General features: G+C 65.1%; 15 protein-coding genes. 3 read left to right on the top strand and 12 right to left on the bottom strand.

Features of this window, described 5'->3' with window-relative positions; genetic code table 11:
• Positions 1 to 59 precede the first annotated feature (59 nt).
• The 7 genes from D6B98_RS33430 to proB form a co-directional block, all read right to left on the bottom strand.
• Positions 60 to 1,421: a S41 family peptidase gene (locus tag D6B98_RS33430; protein WP_126261276.1), complete on the bottom strand. Its 1,362-nt coding sequence runs from the start codon at positions 1,419 to 1,421 to the stop codon at positions 60 to 62.
• Positions 1,418 to 2,779, bottom strand: a complete 1,362-nt coding sequence (locus D6B98_RS33425) for a murein hydrolase activator EnvC family protein (RefSeq protein ID WP_126261275.1) — start codon at positions 2,777 to 2,779, stop codon at positions 1,418 to 1,420. Before D6B98_RS33425 ends, D6B98_RS33430 begins: the two co-directional genes overlap by 4 nt.
• Before the next feature lie 33 nt (positions 2,780 to 2,812).
• Positions 2,813 to 3,295: a 23S rRNA (pseudouridine(1915)-N(3))-methyltransferase RlmH gene (rlmH, locus tag D6B98_RS33420; RefSeq protein WP_126261274.1), complete on the bottom strand. Its 483-nt coding sequence runs from the start codon at positions 3,293 to 3,295 to the stop codon at positions 2,813 to 2,815.
• Between the two features lie 95 nt (positions 3,296 to 3,390).
• Entirely contained in the window at positions 3,391 to 3,747 is a 357-nt protein-coding gene (gene rsfS, locus D6B98_RS33415) for a ribosome silencing factor (protein ID WP_024338888.1), read from the bottom strand.
• A 222-nt stretch (positions 3,748 to 3,969) separates the two neighbouring features.
• Positions 3,970 to 4,614, bottom strand: coding sequence for a nicotinate-nucleotide adenylyltransferase (locus D6B98_RS33410; RefSeq protein WP_164719041.1), 645 nt, complete (start codon positions 4,612 to 4,614; stop codon positions 3,970 to 3,972).
• A 19-nt stretch (positions 4,615 to 4,633) separates the two neighbouring features.
• On the bottom strand, positions 4,634 to 5,929 hold the full coding sequence (locus D6B98_RS33405) for a glutamate-5-semialdehyde dehydrogenase (protein ID WP_126261273.1): 1,296 nt from the start codon (positions 5,927 to 5,929) through the stop codon (positions 4,634 to 4,636).
• 182 nt (positions 5,930 to 6,111) lie between these two features.
• Complete coding sequence (proB, locus tag D6B98_RS33400) at positions 6,112 to 7,233, bottom strand: glutamate 5-kinase (RefSeq protein ID WP_126261272.1); 1,122 nt, start codon at positions 7,231 to 7,233, stop codon at positions 6,112 to 6,114.
• A 191-nt stretch (positions 7,234 to 7,424) separates the two neighbouring features.
• Here proB and D6B98_RS33395 point away from each other — a divergent pair, with 191 nt between their 5' ends.
• Positions 7,425 to 8,390, top strand: coding sequence for a Bug family tripartite tricarboxylate transporter substrate binding protein (locus D6B98_RS33395; RefSeq protein ID WP_164719040.1), 966 nt, complete (start codon positions 7,425 to 7,427; stop codon positions 8,388 to 8,390).
• Positions 8,391 to 8,406: 16 nt separating this feature from the next.
• Positions 8,407 to 8,910, top strand: coding sequence for a competence protein ComJ (gene comJ / locus D6B98_RS33390; RefSeq protein WP_126261270.1), 504 nt, complete (start codon positions 8,407 to 8,409; stop codon positions 8,908 to 8,910).
• Between the two features lie 178 nt (positions 8,911 to 9,088).
• Here comJ and D6B98_RS33385 read toward each other — a convergent pair whose 3' ends face one another.
• From D6B98_RS33385 to D6B98_RS33365, 5 genes are all read right to left on the bottom strand, one after another.
• Positions 9,089 to 10,723, bottom strand: coding sequence for an alkaline phosphatase family protein (locus tag D6B98_RS33385; protein ID WP_126261269.1), 1,635 nt, complete (start codon positions 10,721 to 10,723; stop codon positions 9,089 to 9,091).
• Positions 10,724 to 10,941: 218 nt separating this feature from the next.
• Positions 10,942 to 11,982, bottom strand: coding sequence for a GTPase ObgE (gene obgE / locus D6B98_RS33380; protein ID WP_126261268.1), 1,041 nt, complete (start codon positions 11,980 to 11,982; stop codon positions 10,942 to 10,944).
• A 110-nt stretch (positions 11,983 to 12,092) separates the two neighbouring features.
• Entirely contained in the window at positions 12,093 to 12,431 is a 339-nt protein-coding gene (locus D6B98_RS33375) for an ATP-dependent Clp protease adaptor ClpS (RefSeq protein ID WP_126261267.1), read from the bottom strand.
• Positions 12,428 to 12,802 carry a Clp protease N-terminal domain-containing protein gene (locus D6B98_RS33370; protein ID WP_126261266.1) on the bottom strand — a complete coding sequence of 125 codons (375 nt, stop codon included), beginning with the start codon at positions 12,800 to 12,802 and terminating at the stop codon, positions 12,428 to 12,430. The genes D6B98_RS33375 and D6B98_RS33370 overlap by 4 nt, the downstream gene beginning before the upstream one ends.
• A gap of 80 nt (positions 12,803 to 12,882) precedes the next feature.
• Positions 12,883 to 13,362, bottom strand: coding sequence for a MaoC family dehydratase (locus D6B98_RS33365; RefSeq protein ID WP_135171548.1), 480 nt, complete (start codon positions 13,360 to 13,362; stop codon positions 12,883 to 12,885).
• Between the two features lie 258 nt (positions 13,363 to 13,620).
• Here D6B98_RS33365 and D6B98_RS33360 point away from each other — a divergent pair, with 258 nt between their 5' ends.
• The gene (locus D6B98_RS33360) at positions 13,621 to 14,535 is read left to right on the top strand and encodes a DMT family transporter (RefSeq protein WP_126261264.1); all 915 of its coding nucleotides are present in this window, start codon (positions 13,621 to 13,623) and stop codon (positions 14,533 to 14,535) included.
• The last annotated feature ends 142 nt before the right edge of the window (positions 14,536 to 14,677 follow it).

The following is a 14,677-nucleotide window of genomic DNA, read 5'->3' as shown; positions in this document are numbered from 1 at the left end:
GAGCCGCCCTTGAGGTATCGCGTGATACGCGCGTTGGTTCGCCGACCTAGTTCGCCGACCTAGTTCGCCGCCTTGGGCTTGTCGGTGGTGGCCTTGGTGTCGCCGCCGGGAGCGGGCGCGGCCGAGGCGCTGTTCTTGATGCCGTGGAGCAGGTCGCCGGCGAGCTTGAGCGCCTTGTCGTCCTTGGCGTCCGGCGGGACGTAGGATTGCGAGCCGGTCTTCTCGTCGCCGTCGTTCTTGAGATGGCCGCGCAGCGAAGCCTCGCCCTTGGTGTCGGTACGCGCCTTCAGCTCGTCCGGCACGTCCTGCAGCACTTCGATATCGGGCACGATGCCCTTGGCCTGGATCGACTTGCCCGACGGCGTGTAATAGCGCGCCGTGGTCAGGCGCAGCGCGCCGTTGCCGCTTCCGAGCGGAATGATGGTCTGCACCGAGCCCTTGCCGAACGAGCGCGTGCCGACGATGGTCGCGCGCTTGTGGTCCTGCAGCGCGCCGGCGACGATCTCCGACGCCGAGGCCGAGCCGCCATTGACCAGCACGATGACCGGCTTGCCCTTGGTGAGGTCGCCCGAATGCGCGGTGCGGCGCTGGGTCTCCTCGGCATTGCGGCCGCGGGTCGAGACGATCTCGCCCTTCTCCAGGAAGGAGTCGGAGACGGTGACCGCTTCCTCAAGCAGGCCGCCCGGGTTGTTGCGCAGGTCGATGATGAAGCCCTTGAGCTTGTCGCTACCGATCTGGTTCGTGAGGCTACCGACCTCGCGCTTCAGGCCTTCGGTGGTCTGCTCGTTGAAGGTGGTGATGCGGATATAGCCGATGTCGTCCTGCTCGACACGTGCGCGCACCGAGCGGACGCGGATGTTGTCGCGCACCAGGGTGACGTCGATCGGATTGTCCTGGCCCTTGCGGATGATCTTGAGCTTGATCTTGGTGTTGACCGGGCCGCGCATCTTCTCGACCGCCTGGTTCAGGGTCAGGCCCTGCACCGCCTCGTCGTCGAGATTGGTGATGATGTCGTTGGCCATGACGCCAGCGCGCGAGGCCGGCGTGTCGTCGATCGGCGAGACCACCTTGATGAGGCCGTCTTCCATCGTGACCTCGATGCCGAGGCCGCCGAACTCACCGCGCGTCTGCACCTGCATGTCGCGGAAGCTCTTGGCGTCCATGTAGCTGGAATGCGGATCGAGGCCGGTGAGCATGCCGCTGATGGCCGATTCGATCAGCTTGGTGTCGTCGGGCTTCTCGACATAGTCGGAGCGCACGCGCTCGAAGACGTCGCCGAACAGATTGAGCTGGCGATAGGTGTCCGCGGTGGCGGCTCGCGCGCTGGAGCCCATGAAGACCGCGCGGGGCTGGGTCACGAACAGCGTCAGCGCAGCACCGGTGGCCGCGCTGAGGAGGATTACTGAAGTCTTGCGCATCATCCGCGAACCTTCTCGCCTTCATTTGCGGCCCACCATGGGCCTGGATCGATTGGAGTGCCGTCCTTACGGAACTCGACATACAGCACAGGTTGACTCGCGTTCGTCGCGAGAATGGAGGCGACTTGAGATGTCGACCCCATCGTCGCGACCGGCTCCCCCGTGAGCACGAACTGTCCGATGTTGACCGAAATACGCTCCATCCCGGCGATCAGGACATGATACCCGCCACCGGCATTGAGGATCAAGAGTTGTCCATAGCTGCGGAACGGGCCGGAATAGACCACCCAGCCGTCACACGGCGTTGTGACCTGGGAGCCGGGCTTGGTTGCCAGCGAAATGCCCTTCTGGACCCCGCCGATCCCGTCGGAACCGCCGAAATCCCTGATCTTGTTACCGTTAACCGGAAGAGGCAGCAGACCCTTGGCTGAGGCGAATGCGATCGCGGGGGCGGTCCGGGACCGGTCCTTGAATGCGCCCGGGCCCGACTTGGCGCTGGCGGCCGCCAGCTTGGCTTCCTTGGCCTCGGCCTGCTTTGCGGCCTCGGCTGCTTTCTCGGCGGCCTTGGCTGCGCTTTGCAGGTCCTGCTCCATCTTGGTGATCAGCCCCTGGAGATCGCCGACCTGCTTCGAAAGCATGATCGCGCGCGAGTTCTCGGCGTCGAGATCCTTTTCGCGCGCCGCCTGCTGGCGCTGCCGCTCCTCGACCAGGGCGGTGAGCCGGGTCTGGTCGCTGCGGACCCGGTCGCGGTCGGAGGCGAGCTGGTCGCGCTCGGTGGCGATGGTCTTGCGCAAGGCCACGAGCTCGCCTAGCTCGCTTGCGATCTTTTCGGCGCGGCCGCGCAATTCCGGCACCACGGCGCCGAGCAGCATCGCCGTGCGCAAGGATTGCAGCGCGTCTTCGGGCCGCACCAGCAGCGCCGGCGGCGTCCGCCGCCCGGCCCGCTGCAACGCCGCCAGCACCTCGACGATGTCGCCGCGGCGCGAATCCAGCGACGCGCGCATCTCCTGCTCGCGGCCGTTCAGGCTTCGCAAACGCGCTTCGGTATCGTCGATCTTGGTTTCGACCGTGCGCACATTGGCCGCGGTGTCGATCAGCTGCTGATTGAGCTGGGTGCGGTCCTTCCCGAGCGAGGTGATCTCCGCCTTGAGCTTGGCCTGTGCCTCTTCCGCGCTCTTCTGCCTGGCGCGGGCGGCTTCCAGCTCCTGCTCACGCTGCTTGATGGCTTCGGGCGAGACAGCTGCGGTCTGCGGCGGCGCCGTCTGAGCCTGCGCGCGGCTTGCGCCGAAAACGCCTGTGTTCAAGACGCCTGTGTCCAAGACGCTCGCGATCAGCAGCAGGTTGAGGACAGGCGCTCGCATCGCTTCAGGCAAAGATGCTCGTTGTGGCGCGCATCACGCGCGGTGATAGGGATGGCCGGCCAGAATGGTGGCGGCCCGGTAAAGCTGTTCCAGAAGCATGACGCGGACCATTTGGTGCGGCCAGGTCGCAGAGCCGAACGCGATCGCGAGCTTTGCCTTACGGCGCAATTCGGGCGAAAGTCCGTCCGCCCCTCCGATCACGAAGATAGTATGTCCGGCGCCTTCGTCCCGCCAGCGCGCCAGATGCCGTGCGAATACGGTGGAATCGAGATTCTGGCCGCGCTCGTCCAGCGCCACCAGGATGGACTTTTCCGGAATATGGGCCGAGATCGCCGCGGCCTCCTCGCTCATCCGCGTCGCGGTGTCGCGCGCGCGGCTCTCGGGGATTTCGTGGACCATGAGCTCGCGGAATCCGAGCTTGCGGCCGGCCTCCTCGAACCGCTCGAAATAGCGGTCGGCAAGCTCCCGCTCGGGGCCCTGCTTCAGCCGGCCCACCGCAATGACGGCAACACGCATGATCTCTTCAGGGTCGCGTTTTCAGCACCGCGCGCATAATGCGCGCGCACGACGCTAGCATGCGCGTCAGCCGATTCGAAGTCGGCCCGATGAGCCTAGATCGCCTTCGCCGCCCCTGGGCCCTGCGTGTACAATCGCTCGAGATTGTAGAACTCGCGGACCTCGGGTCTGAACACGTGCACGATCACGTCGCCGGAATCGATCAGCACCCAGTCGCAATTGGGCAAGCCCTCGACATGGATGTTCTTGATGCCGTTTTCCTTCAGGCTCTTGGTGACGTTTTCCGCGATCGCGCCGACGTGCCGGTTGACCCGGCCGGTGGTGACGATCATGTAGTCGGAGTACGCCGATTTGCCGCGAAGGTCGATGGTGACCGTCTCTTCCGCCTTCATGTCCTCGAGGCGGGAGAGGATCAGGCTCAGCGTCTTGTCGGCGTCGGGTTGCGCCTTCAAGGCTGCAGCTTTGGTCGATGTTTTACGCGCCGGCTTGGCAACCTTGGGTAAAACAGACTTTGTCGAAGCTGACTTGGACAATACAGATGCGGTCAGGGACCATTCCTTTCACTGTATCGCGAACGCCGAATCCGGCGCCCACCGGTTACACTACATCATGTGGGGTTAAGGGTTTCAATATGCCAGAGAGGCCTGGAGCCCCGACGCCCCCCATAGTCTGACTCACTTCGTACCTTTCCAGCTCCCGTCCGGGTTCCGCAGGCGCGTCGAGGACAGATTCAGCTTCATTCCGGTCAGGAAGACCCAGGCCGGCGCCGGCTGATCCGCGAGGAGTGCCGCCTTCTTCTCAGGCAGGCGGTAGCGCGCCAAAGCCTTGGCGGCGGGAGAGGCGAGGGCGCGAAAACTCTGCGGCGGGCGATCGACCACCGCGATCGGCACCTGGTCGGCGATGCGCCGCCAGTGCTGCCAACGATGGAATTGAGCGAGATTGTCGGCGCCCATGATCCAGACGAAGCGCAGGCCCGAGAGGCGGCGGTGCAAGGTGTTGATCGTGTCGATAGTATAACGGGTGCGAATGACGGATTCGAGACAGCTGACCTCGATCCTGGGATCGTCGGCGACGTCGCGCGCGGCCTGCATGCGCTCGCCGAGCTCATGCAGCGTGCCGTTCTCCTTCAGCGGATTGCCGGGGGTCACCAGCCACCAGACGCGATCGAGTTGCAATCGCTTCAGCGCGAACTGGCTGATGGCACGATGCGCCTGATGCGGCGGATTGAACGAGCCGCCGAGCAGGCCGATGCGCATGCCCTCCGTATAGGGCGGGACCGCTTGCGCCAGGAAACGCGGCAAGACGAAATTGTTGGTCAATGCCCGCGCCTCGCGACGTTTACGGCCGTGTCTGCCCGGTGCCGTGGACGCGATACTTGAAGCTCGTCAATTGCTCGGCGCCGACAGGGCCGCGGGCGTGGAAGCGGCCGGTGGCGATGCCGATCTCGGCGCCGAAGCCGAACTCGCCGCCATCGGCGAACTGCGTCGAGGCGTTGTGCAGCACGATTGCCGAATCGACCTCGCCGAGGAATTTCCTCGCCGCAGCCTCATCGGCGCTCACGATCGCATCGGTGTGATGCGAGCCGTGGGTCTGGATGTGCGCGATCGCGCCGTCGACGCCGTCCACCACCTTCGCCGCGATGATCGCGTCGAGATATTCGGTATCCCAATCGTCGTCGCTGGCGGGCTTGACGCGCGCGTCCGTTTTCTGCACCGCGTCGTCGCCACGCACTTCGCAGCCCGCATCGAGCAGCATCTCGACCAGCGGCTTCAGATTTTTGCCGGCAGCCGCGCGGTCGACCAGCAGCGTCTCGGCCGCGCCGCAGACGCCGGTGCGGCGCATCTTTGCGTTGAGCACGATCGACTTCGCCATGGCGAGATCGGCGCTGGCATCGACATAGACGTGGTTGACGCCTTCGAGATGCGCGAAGACAGGCACGCGCGCTTCCTGCTCGACGCGGGCGACGAGGCTCTTGCCCCCGCGAGGCACGATCACGTCGACGGCGCCGTTCAGCCCTGACAGCATCATGCCGACCGCGGCGCGGTCGCGCGTCGGCACCAAGGTGATCGCTGCCTCGGGCAGGCCGGCTTCGCGCAGGCCCTGCACCAGGCAGTCATGGATGGCGCGGCACGAGCGAAAACTGTCGGAGCCGCCGCGCAGGATCACGGCATTGCCGGATTTCAGGCAGAGCACGCCGGCGTCTGCCGCCACGTTCGGCCGGCTCTCGAAGATCACGCCGACGACGCCGAGCGGCACGCGCACGCGCTCGATGGTCATGCCGTTCGGCCGCTGCCAGCTCTCGGTGACGGTGCCGACGGGGTCGCCGATGCCGCGCACGATAGCGATGCCCTCGGCCATGCCCTCGACCCGCGCCGGTGTCAGCGTCAGGCGGTCGATGAAAGCGGAGGTGGCATTGCCGGCGGCGCGGGCCTCGGCGACGTCCTCGGCATTGGCGGCAAGAATGGCGGACGCGTTGGCGCGGATCGCCCGTTCCATGGCTTCCAGCGCCCGGTTCTTCTGCTCCGGCGGCGCCAGCGCCAGCACGCGCGCGGCAGCGCGGGCACGGGTCCCGAGATCGGACATCAGCGCCTGGAGATCGGCATTGCCGTCGACGGCTTTGAGGGGGGCGGCCATTGGAGTTTCAACCTTCTGCTAAGGCGGTGTCCTAGCACGGAAATCCCGCTTTTGCGAAGGGCGGGCAGGGTATGGCAGGTCTCCCGACGTCATTCCGGGGTGGTGCGAGAGCACCGAGCCCGGAATCTCGAGATTCCGGCTCTGGTCCTTCGGACCATCCCGGAATGACGGCGCAAAGGGGGCTACCCGCCCACCACCAGATCGTCGCGATGGATCATCTCCGAGCGCCCGCTGATGCCGAGGATGGCCATCACATCCGGGGAGGAGCGGCCCTTGATCCGCTCGGCGACCTCGGCGTCATAGGCGATCAGGCCGCGGCCGACCTCGCTGGTGTCGGGGCCGCGCACGATCACGGCATCGCCGCGGGCGAACTGGCCCTCGACCTTGATCACGCCGGCCGGCAGCAGGCTGGCGCCGGCGCGTAGCGCCGTCACCGCGCCGGCATCGATCGTCAGCGTGCCCTTCGGCTCCAGCGTGCCCGCGATCCAGCGTTTGCGCGAGGTGATGGGGTTGGCGGGCGTCAGGAACCAGGTGCAGCGGCCGCCATCGGCGATCGCCTGCAGGGGATGCTCGATCTTGCCGGAGGCGATCAGCATATGCGTGCCGCCGGTCGTGGCGATCTTGGCCGCTTCGACCTTGGTGCGCATGCCGCCGCGCGACAGCTCGGATTCGGCATCGCCCGCCACCGCCTCGATCTCCGAGGAGATGCTCTCGACCACCGGAATCAGCTTGGCGTTCGGGTTGTTCTTCGGCGGGGCGTCGTAGAGCCCGTCGATGTCGGACAGCAGCACGAGCAGGTCGGCGCTCGCCATGGTGGCGACGCGCGCGGCGAGGCGGTCATTGTCGCCGTAGCGGATCTCGTTGGTGGCGACCGTGTCGTTCTCGTTGATCACCGGGATGGCGCGCCATTCCAAAAGCTTGCCGATGGTGGAGCGCGCGTTGAGGTAGCGGCGGCGCTCCTCGGTGTCCTGCAGCGTCACCAGGATCTGGCCGGCGCCGATGCCGTGCGCCCCGAGCACCTCGGACCAGATCCGCGCCAGCGCGATCTGGCCGACCGCGGCCGCGGCCTGGCTCTCTTCCAGCTTCAGCGGGCCGCGCGGCAGCTTGAGGCGGCTGCGGCCGAGCGCGATCGAGCCGGAGGAGACGACGAGGACGTCGCGTCCTTCCTTGTGCAGCTTGGCCATGTCGTCGGCAAGCGCGGCCAGCCAGGACGCCCGCACCTCGCCCTTGTCGGAATCCACCAGCAGTGCGGAGCCGACCTTGACGACGATGCGGCGGAATTGACTGAGTTCGGGGCTGGCCATCATGCGCCTGGACGATCTGCTCTGCGTTGGAAACGGCGGAGCGAAAGAGCAGCGCCGATAGGCCCGCTTTTGCAGCAGGACGATGGCCGGCGCAAGGCGCCGGGCATGGTAAACGGCCAAGGTCGGCCTTGTCCGGGACGCCGCTCTGGTTCTAATTGATACCAACCAAAATGGGGTCAAAGGGGAAACGCATGGATCGCCGCGAATTCATGGCCGGATGTATCGCTCTGCCGCTGCTGGCGCAGGCGGGCGGGGCGCAGGCGCAGGCCGGGCTGACCAAGATCATCTTCCCGTTTGCGGCGGGGGCCGGCGGCGACACGCTGTGCCGCCTGATGGCGCAGGAGATGGCGCCGGTGCTGCAACGGACCATGGTGGTCGAAAACCGCACCGGCGGCGACGGCCTGATCGGCATCAAGGCGGTGAAGGGTGCTAGCCCCGACGGCAGCATGGTGCTGGTGACGACGGGGCCGACCATGTACCTGCTGCCGATGGTGGAGAAAACACCGAGCTTCGACACGTCGAAGGATTTCATGCCGGTGTCGCTATTGGCGCGGTTCGAATTCGCCGTCGTGATCGGCCCGGGCGTCGATGCCCCGGACTTCAAGAGCTTTGTCGCCTGGCTGAAGGCGCATCCGGACAAAAGCTCGTTCGGCGTCCCCAGCAATGGCACCATTCCGCATTTCACCGGCTCGAAGCTGGAGAAGGATCTCGGCATTCCCCTGACCCGCGTGCCCTATCGCGGCAGCGCGCCGATCCTCAACGATCTCGTCGGCGGTCACATCTCGTTCGGCATCACGACGCTGGCGGATGCGCTGCCGCAGCATCGCGCCAAGGGTGTGAAGATCATCGCCGTGTCGAGCGCCGAGCGTTCGCCGTTCGCGCCTGAAGTCCCGACGCTGAAGGAGAGCGGCATCGATCTCGTCGCGGACGCCTGGTACGGCATGTGGCTCCCCGCCGGGAGCCCGCCGGATTTCGCCGGCAAGCTCAGTGCGGCCGCGAGCGCTGCGCTGGCCAAGCCAGAGGTCAAGGAGAAGCTCACCGCGATCGGGCTCATTCCGGTCGGCTCGACCCCGGACGGATTGACCAAGGAGCTCGCCGCCAACACCGCGTTGTGGCAGCCAATCGTGAAGGCGACGGGCTACAAAATCGAGAATTGAAGCTGTTTGGTCGACAATGACAGAGCGGTTACTCGGCGCGGCGCGCGTGTTTGCGAGCAATTATCAGATCGTCGTGTGCGACGATCCATTCAGGTCCCTTGAGAGCGAGGAGAACTGGGACGCGGAGAAAACCAGGCAAGGTTTTGCCGGCGTGCCGGCGTTTCGAATGATTGGCACCGAAGCCGATCTCAACGACCATTGGGTTGAGCTGGTGTCGAGTGACGGGCCGCCTTCATCGGATGAGTGGCAGCGGATCACGTGCGTGCATTTCAGTTGCGGGAGCGGGCATATTCACGTCATGTCGGTGATCGACACCGATCCTCCAATTTCTGCGGATATCGAGCGGGGTGACTACGCAGTCTACGTGGCTGGGCAAAATCTCGGAGTTGACCAGTCGAGCCTCGGTGAGACGGCCAAACTCTCGGACGCTGAAATCGCCGAGCGAAAGGATATGGAGTGGTACCGGCTCTTTCTGGTGCCAGGTAAGCCGAAATTTGAAGGCCGTTTGGTCGACCGTTAGTCGGCGGCATTTGCGCGGTCGTCGCTGGGCTTAATGCCTAGAGAGAGCGGCGCGCTCTCTCTATCCCCTCATCCTGAGGAGCGCTTTTGCGCGCGTCTCGAAGGATGAAAGGCCCGGCTGCTGCAGCTCGGCCTGCATGGTTCGAGACGGCGCTTCGCGCCTCCTCACCATGAGGGACTTATAGTTTCCCGCGTTGCGCGATGCCGTCCTTGATCGCCGCGAGCTCTTTCTCATCCCAGATGCCGATCAAAACGCCGTTCTTCACCTGGAGCTGATTGTCGGCATAGGCCGCGATCTTCTCGCGCGGGGTGGTGATGTGGCCGCTCGGATGCAGTGCCCAGTCGAACAGCTCGGCCTGGAGACGCGCGATGATGCCGGCGCATTCGGGGTCGTCGCCGCGATCCAGATATTCTTTCGGATCGGTTTCGAGGTCGTACAGCATCGGGCGGAAGCCGGAGGCGTGGATGTATTTCCAGCGGCCGTCGAACACCATGAACAAGCGGCAGCGTTCGATCGGCTGGTTCAGCTTCAGCCTGACGTCCTGCATGGCGTAGTCGTACTCGGAGAACGCCACCTTGCGCCAGTCCGGCGGGCTCGGCCCACGCAGCAGCGGCAGCAGCGAGCGTCCTTCGAGGATGTGACCCGGCACCTTGCCGCCGAAATAATCGACGAAGGTGGGGGCAAGGTCGATGGCCTCGACCAGCGCGTCGCTGCGCGTGCCGCGCGTGGAATCAGCTTCCTTCGAAGGATCGATGATGATCAGGGGAATTTTCGCCGATTGTTCGTGGAACAGGTCCTTCTCGCCCATCCAGTGATCGCCGAGATAATCGCCGTGATCCGACGTGAACACGATCATGGTCGTCTCCAGCAGATCGCGTTCCTCCAGAAATTTCATCAGCACGCCCATCTGGTCGTCGATCTGCGTGATCAGGCCCATATAGGTCGGGATCACCTTTTCGCGGGCATCGTCGCGCGCCATGTTGCGGGAGTAGCGCATGTCCATGTAGGCGCCGAACACGGGATGCGGATTCTGCCGCTCGCGCTCGGAGCGGATCACCGGGATCATGTCGTCGGTCGAATACATGCTGGCGTAAGGCTCGGGCGCGATATAGGGCCAGTGCGGCTTGATGTAGGACAGATGCAGGCACCACGGCTTGCCGTCGGTCTCGGCTTCGGTGATGAAGTCCATCGCGCGCCGCGTCATGTAGGGCGTCTCGGAATGCTCCTCCGGCACGCGCGCAGCCTTGTCGGCGTGCACCAGCAGCCAGCCGTTCTGCAAGCTGCCGTCGTCGGCTGCGCCTGAATTGGCCCAATGCTCCCAGGGATTGGTCGCTTCAAAGCCCTGCTTGCGCAGATATTCGTCGTATTTCGGACGCGGCCGCCCCGTCGGATGCAGGCCGTCGTCGCGCTCGTAAGGCTCGAAGCCGCATTCGGCGACATGCACGCCGATGATCGATTCCGGGGGAATGCCGAGCGCCTTCATGCCTTCGAGATCGGGCGCCATGTGGGTCTTGCCGACCAGCACGTTGCGCACGCCGATCTTCTTGAGGTGATCGCCGAGCGTGGGCTCGCCGACGCGCAGCGGCCAGCCGTTCCAGTGCGAGCCGTGCGAGCGCATGTAGCGGCCGGTGTAGAACGACATCCGCGACGGGCCGCAGATCGGCGATTGCACATAGGCCTTGCTGAACAGCACGCCGCGCCTGGCCATGGCGTCGATGTTCGGCGTCTTCAGCGTCGGATGGCCGGTGCAGCCAAGATAGTCATAGCGAAGCTGGTCGCACATGATCCAGAGAACGTTCTTCACGCGCGCCATGCGTCATCCCTGCCGTTTCTTGATTGTGTGATGCTGCGATATTGGAGCGGCGAAGACAAGCCGGTGCTCAATTTGACGCCGTCAAGACCACTGAACCTCATCCTGAGGAGCCCGCGCAGCGGGCGTCTCGAAGGATGGCTACAGGCGAGAGCCGGGCCTTCATGGTTCGAGACGCGCGTTCCGCGCTCCTCACCGTGAGGGTCTCTAAGTTGGATCGTTCACGCCGACCAGGGCTCGGCTTCCGCCGCGCTCTTGGCCTTGGCCGACACCGGGGCCTCGCCGATCACCTCGGCCAGCGCGCGCAAGGCTTCCTTGACGCCCTGGCCGGTCACGCCGGACAGTAACAACGGCGTCTTCTTGGCGGCGCGCTTCAGGCGTTCCTTCTGCTTCTTGAGCTCGTCCGGATCGACCGCGTCGATCTTGTTCAGCGCGACGATCTCGATCTTGTCGGTGAGCTGGCCGCCATAGGCGTCGAGCTCCTTGCGCACCGTCTTGTAGGCCTTGCCGGCATGCTCGCAGGTGGCGTCGACCAGATGCAGCAGCACGCGGCAGCGCTCGACATGGCCGAGGAAGCGGTCGCCGAGGCCGGCGCCTTCATGCGCGCCCTCGATCAGGCCGGGAATGTCGGCCAGCACGAATTCGCGGCCGTCGGCATTCACGACGCCGAGCTGCGGATGCAGCGTGGTGAAGGGATAGTCGGCGATCTTCGGCTTTGCCGCGCTGACCTTGGACAGGAAGGTCGACTTGCCGGCATTGGGCAGGCCGACGAGGCCGGCATCGGCAATGAGTTTCAGACGCAGCCAGATCCAGCGCTCCTCGCCCGGCTGGCCGGGATTGGCGTTGCGCGGTGCGCGGTTGGTCGACGACTTGAAATGCGCATTGCCGAAGCCGCCATTGCCGCCCTCGGCCAGCACGAACTTCTCGCCGACCTTGGTGAAGTCGTGGATCAGCGTCTCGCGATCCTCGTCGAAGATCTGGGTGCCCATCGGCACCTTCAGCACGATGTTCTTGCCGTTGGCGCCGTGACGGTCCGAGCCTGAGCCGTTCTCGCCCTTCTGGGCCTTGAAGTGCTGCTGGTAGCGGTAGTCGATCAGCGTGTTGAGGCCGTCGGCGACCTCGATGATGACGTTGCCGCCGCGGCCGCCATTGCCGCCGGAGGGACCGCCGAATTCGATGAACTTCTCGCGGCGGAACGCCACGCAGCCGTTCCCGCCGTCACCGGAGCGGATATAGACCTTTGCTTCGTCGAGGAATTTCATGGGCCATAGGTAGGCCAGGGGCGGGGAAGCGGCAACCCGAACTTGCCCGTGAAAACCAGGAAATTCGGCGAATTTCGCTGCTTGCTTAACCCACGGGTCCCGCTCTTGCCTCAATTTGGCGATGGCCGGTGCTGGGCGGGCGCATCGCTGGCCGGCAGCAGGGCGCAGCGAAGTGGATGCCGACGGGACGCCGCAAGGCTCTGGATCTTGTCGCGAAAGGCCAGCGCCTCGCTTCGAGGAAAGATCCCGCAGGAGCCACGCCTGCGCGAATGGGTGGAAAACATAATCGCGGTCGCGCGCTCACGGCTCATTCGGAAGACCTGTTCGAGAACGAAGGTGACGAACTCCGCCGGCGTATAGGGATCGTTCAACAGCACGAGTTCCAGATAAGGCGGCGCCTCGCCGCTCTCGGTTTCGACATCCGCGCCCTTGGCGATGCCATGGCTCAAATAGACGAGGGCATCGTAGCGGGTCGCGCCCTGGGAAGGAAGCGACCGATCGGCTCGGCGAACAGCTCGACCAGCATGTCGGCGCCCGTCACGTCCGTGCGTTCAGACAGCTGCGCCTCGTTGAAGGCAGACTGAAGCAGATGACCGAGGCCGGTCGTTGGCTCCGTCGCGCCTGCGGCCTCGATATCCCGCCGCAAGCGCATCAGGTCGATGCCGCAGGCCCGCATGACTGGCGATGCGTCATCGTCCTCGATCAAGGCGACCAGCAAATCCTGCGGGTCAGGATGCCCGCGACCCTTCGCCCGCGCGGCGGACGTCGCGCGCTGGAGCGAACGCTTCAAGGTCTCGGAGCAGGGTGGAAGCAGTGCCATTTCGGGCGTTCGTGGAGGGGTGGAGCGTGCACGCGGTTTGTCGGCCCTTGCCTCGCCGCGGTTCACGCTCGCCAGACGGCTTAGCCCGGCCGCTTCCGGATCAGGAATTTCTGCATCCCCTCCAGCACCAGCTCCTTGCGCTGGTTGAACACGGTGCTGCGAAGCGTCACCGCGCCGGTCGTGCGGCCCGGCACCAGCTCGGTGACCTCGAGCGCCGGATAGATCGTGTCGTCCGCGAACACCGGTTTGAGAAACCGGCTCGACTGCTCGAGGAAGCCGACCAGGGACTCCTCGACCATGAACGGAAACAGGCCGGCGCCGGGCGCGGTGTGGATCAGGGTCTGGAAGCCGTGGGCCAGCAGATGCGGCATGCCGCGGCTGCGGCAATATTCCACGTCGTAGTGCACGGGATGGGTGTCGCCGCTCGCGGTCTGGAACGCCGCGAAGATCGCCGGCGTCTGGGTGCGGCTCGGCAGCACGAAGCGTTCGCCGACGACGAAATCCTCAAACCAGCGTTGCGTGGGGATCATGCGATGCTGCGAGGGATCGAAATCGGTCATGGCAGTGCTCTCTGCTCGGGTCGGCTTATCGCTACCGCGGCGCGAAGAGTGCGACAATCCGCTCAATTCGCTGTGGTGGGCTTGTCCGGCGCGGCCACGTCATTAAAACGACCGCTAGCGACCCTAATCGGCCGATTCCTCTCTCCCCGTCATTGCGAGGAGCGAAGCGACGAAGCAATCCAGACTGCCGCCGCTGAGACAGTCTGGATTGCTTCGCTGCGCTCGCAATGACGAGTCCCACATTCGAAACTCGTTGCAATGCCCCTCTTCAAGAATCTCTCCGCCTATGACGATCGTTCGGCGCGCCTTGCCGGCATTGCGCTCATGGTGCTGTCGATCTTCATGTTCTCGTTCGGCGACGCCATGGGCAAGTTCCTGGTCGGGACTTATTCGGTGGGGCAGCTCTTGTTCCTGCGCGCCTGCGCGGCACTGCTGTTGCTGTCGCCGCTGATCTGGAAGCAGCGTCACCAGTTCCTGCGTCTGGAGCGGCCGGGCCTGCAGCTGGTCCGCGTCGTGCTGTCGACGCTGGAGGTCGCCGCCTTCTTCCTAGCGACCGTCTATCTGCCGCTCGCCGATGTCATCACCTATTATCTCGCCGGCCCCATCTTCGTTACCGCGATGTCCGCGATCTTCTTAGGCGAGAAGGTCGGCTGGCGGCGCTGGACCGCGATCCTGATCGGATTCAGCGGCGTCCTGATCGCGCTGCGCCCGTCCGCGCAGACCGTCAGCCTGCCGGCGCTGATCGCGCTCGGCGGCAGCCTGTCGTTTGCGACCCTGATGCTGATCACGCGCAGCCTGCGCAAGACGCCCGACATCGTGATGGCGTCCTCGCAATTCGTCGGCACGTTCTCGCTGGGCGCCGTGCTGTCGGCCTTCAACTGGGTGCCGCCGACACCTGGCAGCCTCGTATTCTTCGCGCTGGCCGGCGTCATTTCGGTCACCGCGCTGTTCTGCGTCAACCGCTCGCTCAAGCTGGCGCCGGCCAGCGTCGTGGTGCCGTACCAATATTCGATGATCGTCTGGGCGGTGATCTTCGGCTTCGTCGTGTTCGGCGACGTGCCGTCGATCGCCACGCTCGTCGGCGCGGTGATCATCATCGGCGCCGGGTTCTACATCTATCTGCGCGAGCGGGATCTGGGGCGCGAGAGCGCCGACGTGAACCCGCCGGCGTGAGGCTTACCCTCCCCTGGAGGGGGAGGGTCGCGCGCGAAGCGCGAGCGGGGTGGGGTGATCTCTCAACTCGGGTAGTGTTTCGTGCGGAGAGACTGTCACCCCACCCCGCTGCGCATTCCGCTTCGCTGCATGCGCATCGACC

It is taken from the genome of Bradyrhizobium sp. LVM 105 (assembly GCF_003957705.1).
Classification (GTDB): Bacteria; Pseudomonadota; Alphaproteobacteria; order Rhizobiales; family Xanthobacteraceae; genus Bradyrhizobium; species Bradyrhizobium frederickii.
Note: the sequence above shows the minus strand (reverse complement) of the source record. Positions and strands in the feature narration are given on the sequence as shown.

Bases quoted from the DNA above. Each gene is read 5' to 3' on its own strand.
- D6B98_RS33430 (WP_126261276.1), bottom strand. From the start codon at position 1,421: ATGATGCGCAAGACTTCAGTAATCCTCCTCAGCGCGGCCACCGGTGCT.
- D6B98_RS33425 (WP_126261275.1), bottom strand. From the start codon at position 2,779: ATGCGAGCGCCTGTCCTCAACCTGCTGCTGATCGCGAGCGTCTTGGAC.
- rlmH (WP_126261274.1), bottom strand. From the start codon at position 3,295: ATGCGTGTTGCCGTCATTGCGGTGGGCCGGCTGAAGCAGGGCCCCGAG.
- D6B98_RS33405 (WP_126261273.1), bottom strand. From the start codon at position 5,929: ATGGCCGCCCCCCTCAAAGCCGTCGACGGCAATGCCGATCTCCAGGCG.
- proB (WP_126261272.1), bottom strand. From the start codon at position 7,233: ATGGCCAGCCCCGAACTCAGTCAATTCCGCCGCATCGTCGTCAAGGTC.
- D6B98_RS33395 (WP_164719040.1), top strand. From the start codon at position 7,425: ATGGATCGCCGCGAATTCATGGCCGGATGTATCGCTCTGCCGCTGCTG.
- comJ (WP_126261270.1), top strand. From the start codon at position 8,407: ATGACAGAGCGGTTACTCGGCGCGGCGCGCGTGTTTGCGAGCAATTAT.
- D6B98_RS33385 (WP_126261269.1), bottom strand. From the start codon at position 10,723: ATGGCGCGCGTGAAGAACGTTCTCTGGATCATGTGCGACCAGCTTCGC.
- obgE (WP_126261268.1), bottom strand. From the start codon at position 11,982: ATGAAATTCCTCGACGAAGCAAAGGTCTATATCCGCTCCGGTGACGGC.
- D6B98_RS33370 (WP_126261266.1), bottom strand. From the start codon at position 12,802: ATGGCACTGCTTCCACCCTGCTCCGAGACCTTGAAGCGTTCGCTCCAG.
- D6B98_RS33365 (WP_135171548.1), bottom strand. From the start codon at position 13,362: ATGACCGATTTCGATCCCTCGCAGCATCGCATGATCCCCACGCAACGC.
- D6B98_RS33360 (WP_126261264.1), top strand. From the start codon at position 13,621: ATGCCCCTCTTCAAGAATCTCTCCGCCTATGACGATCGTTCGGCGCGC.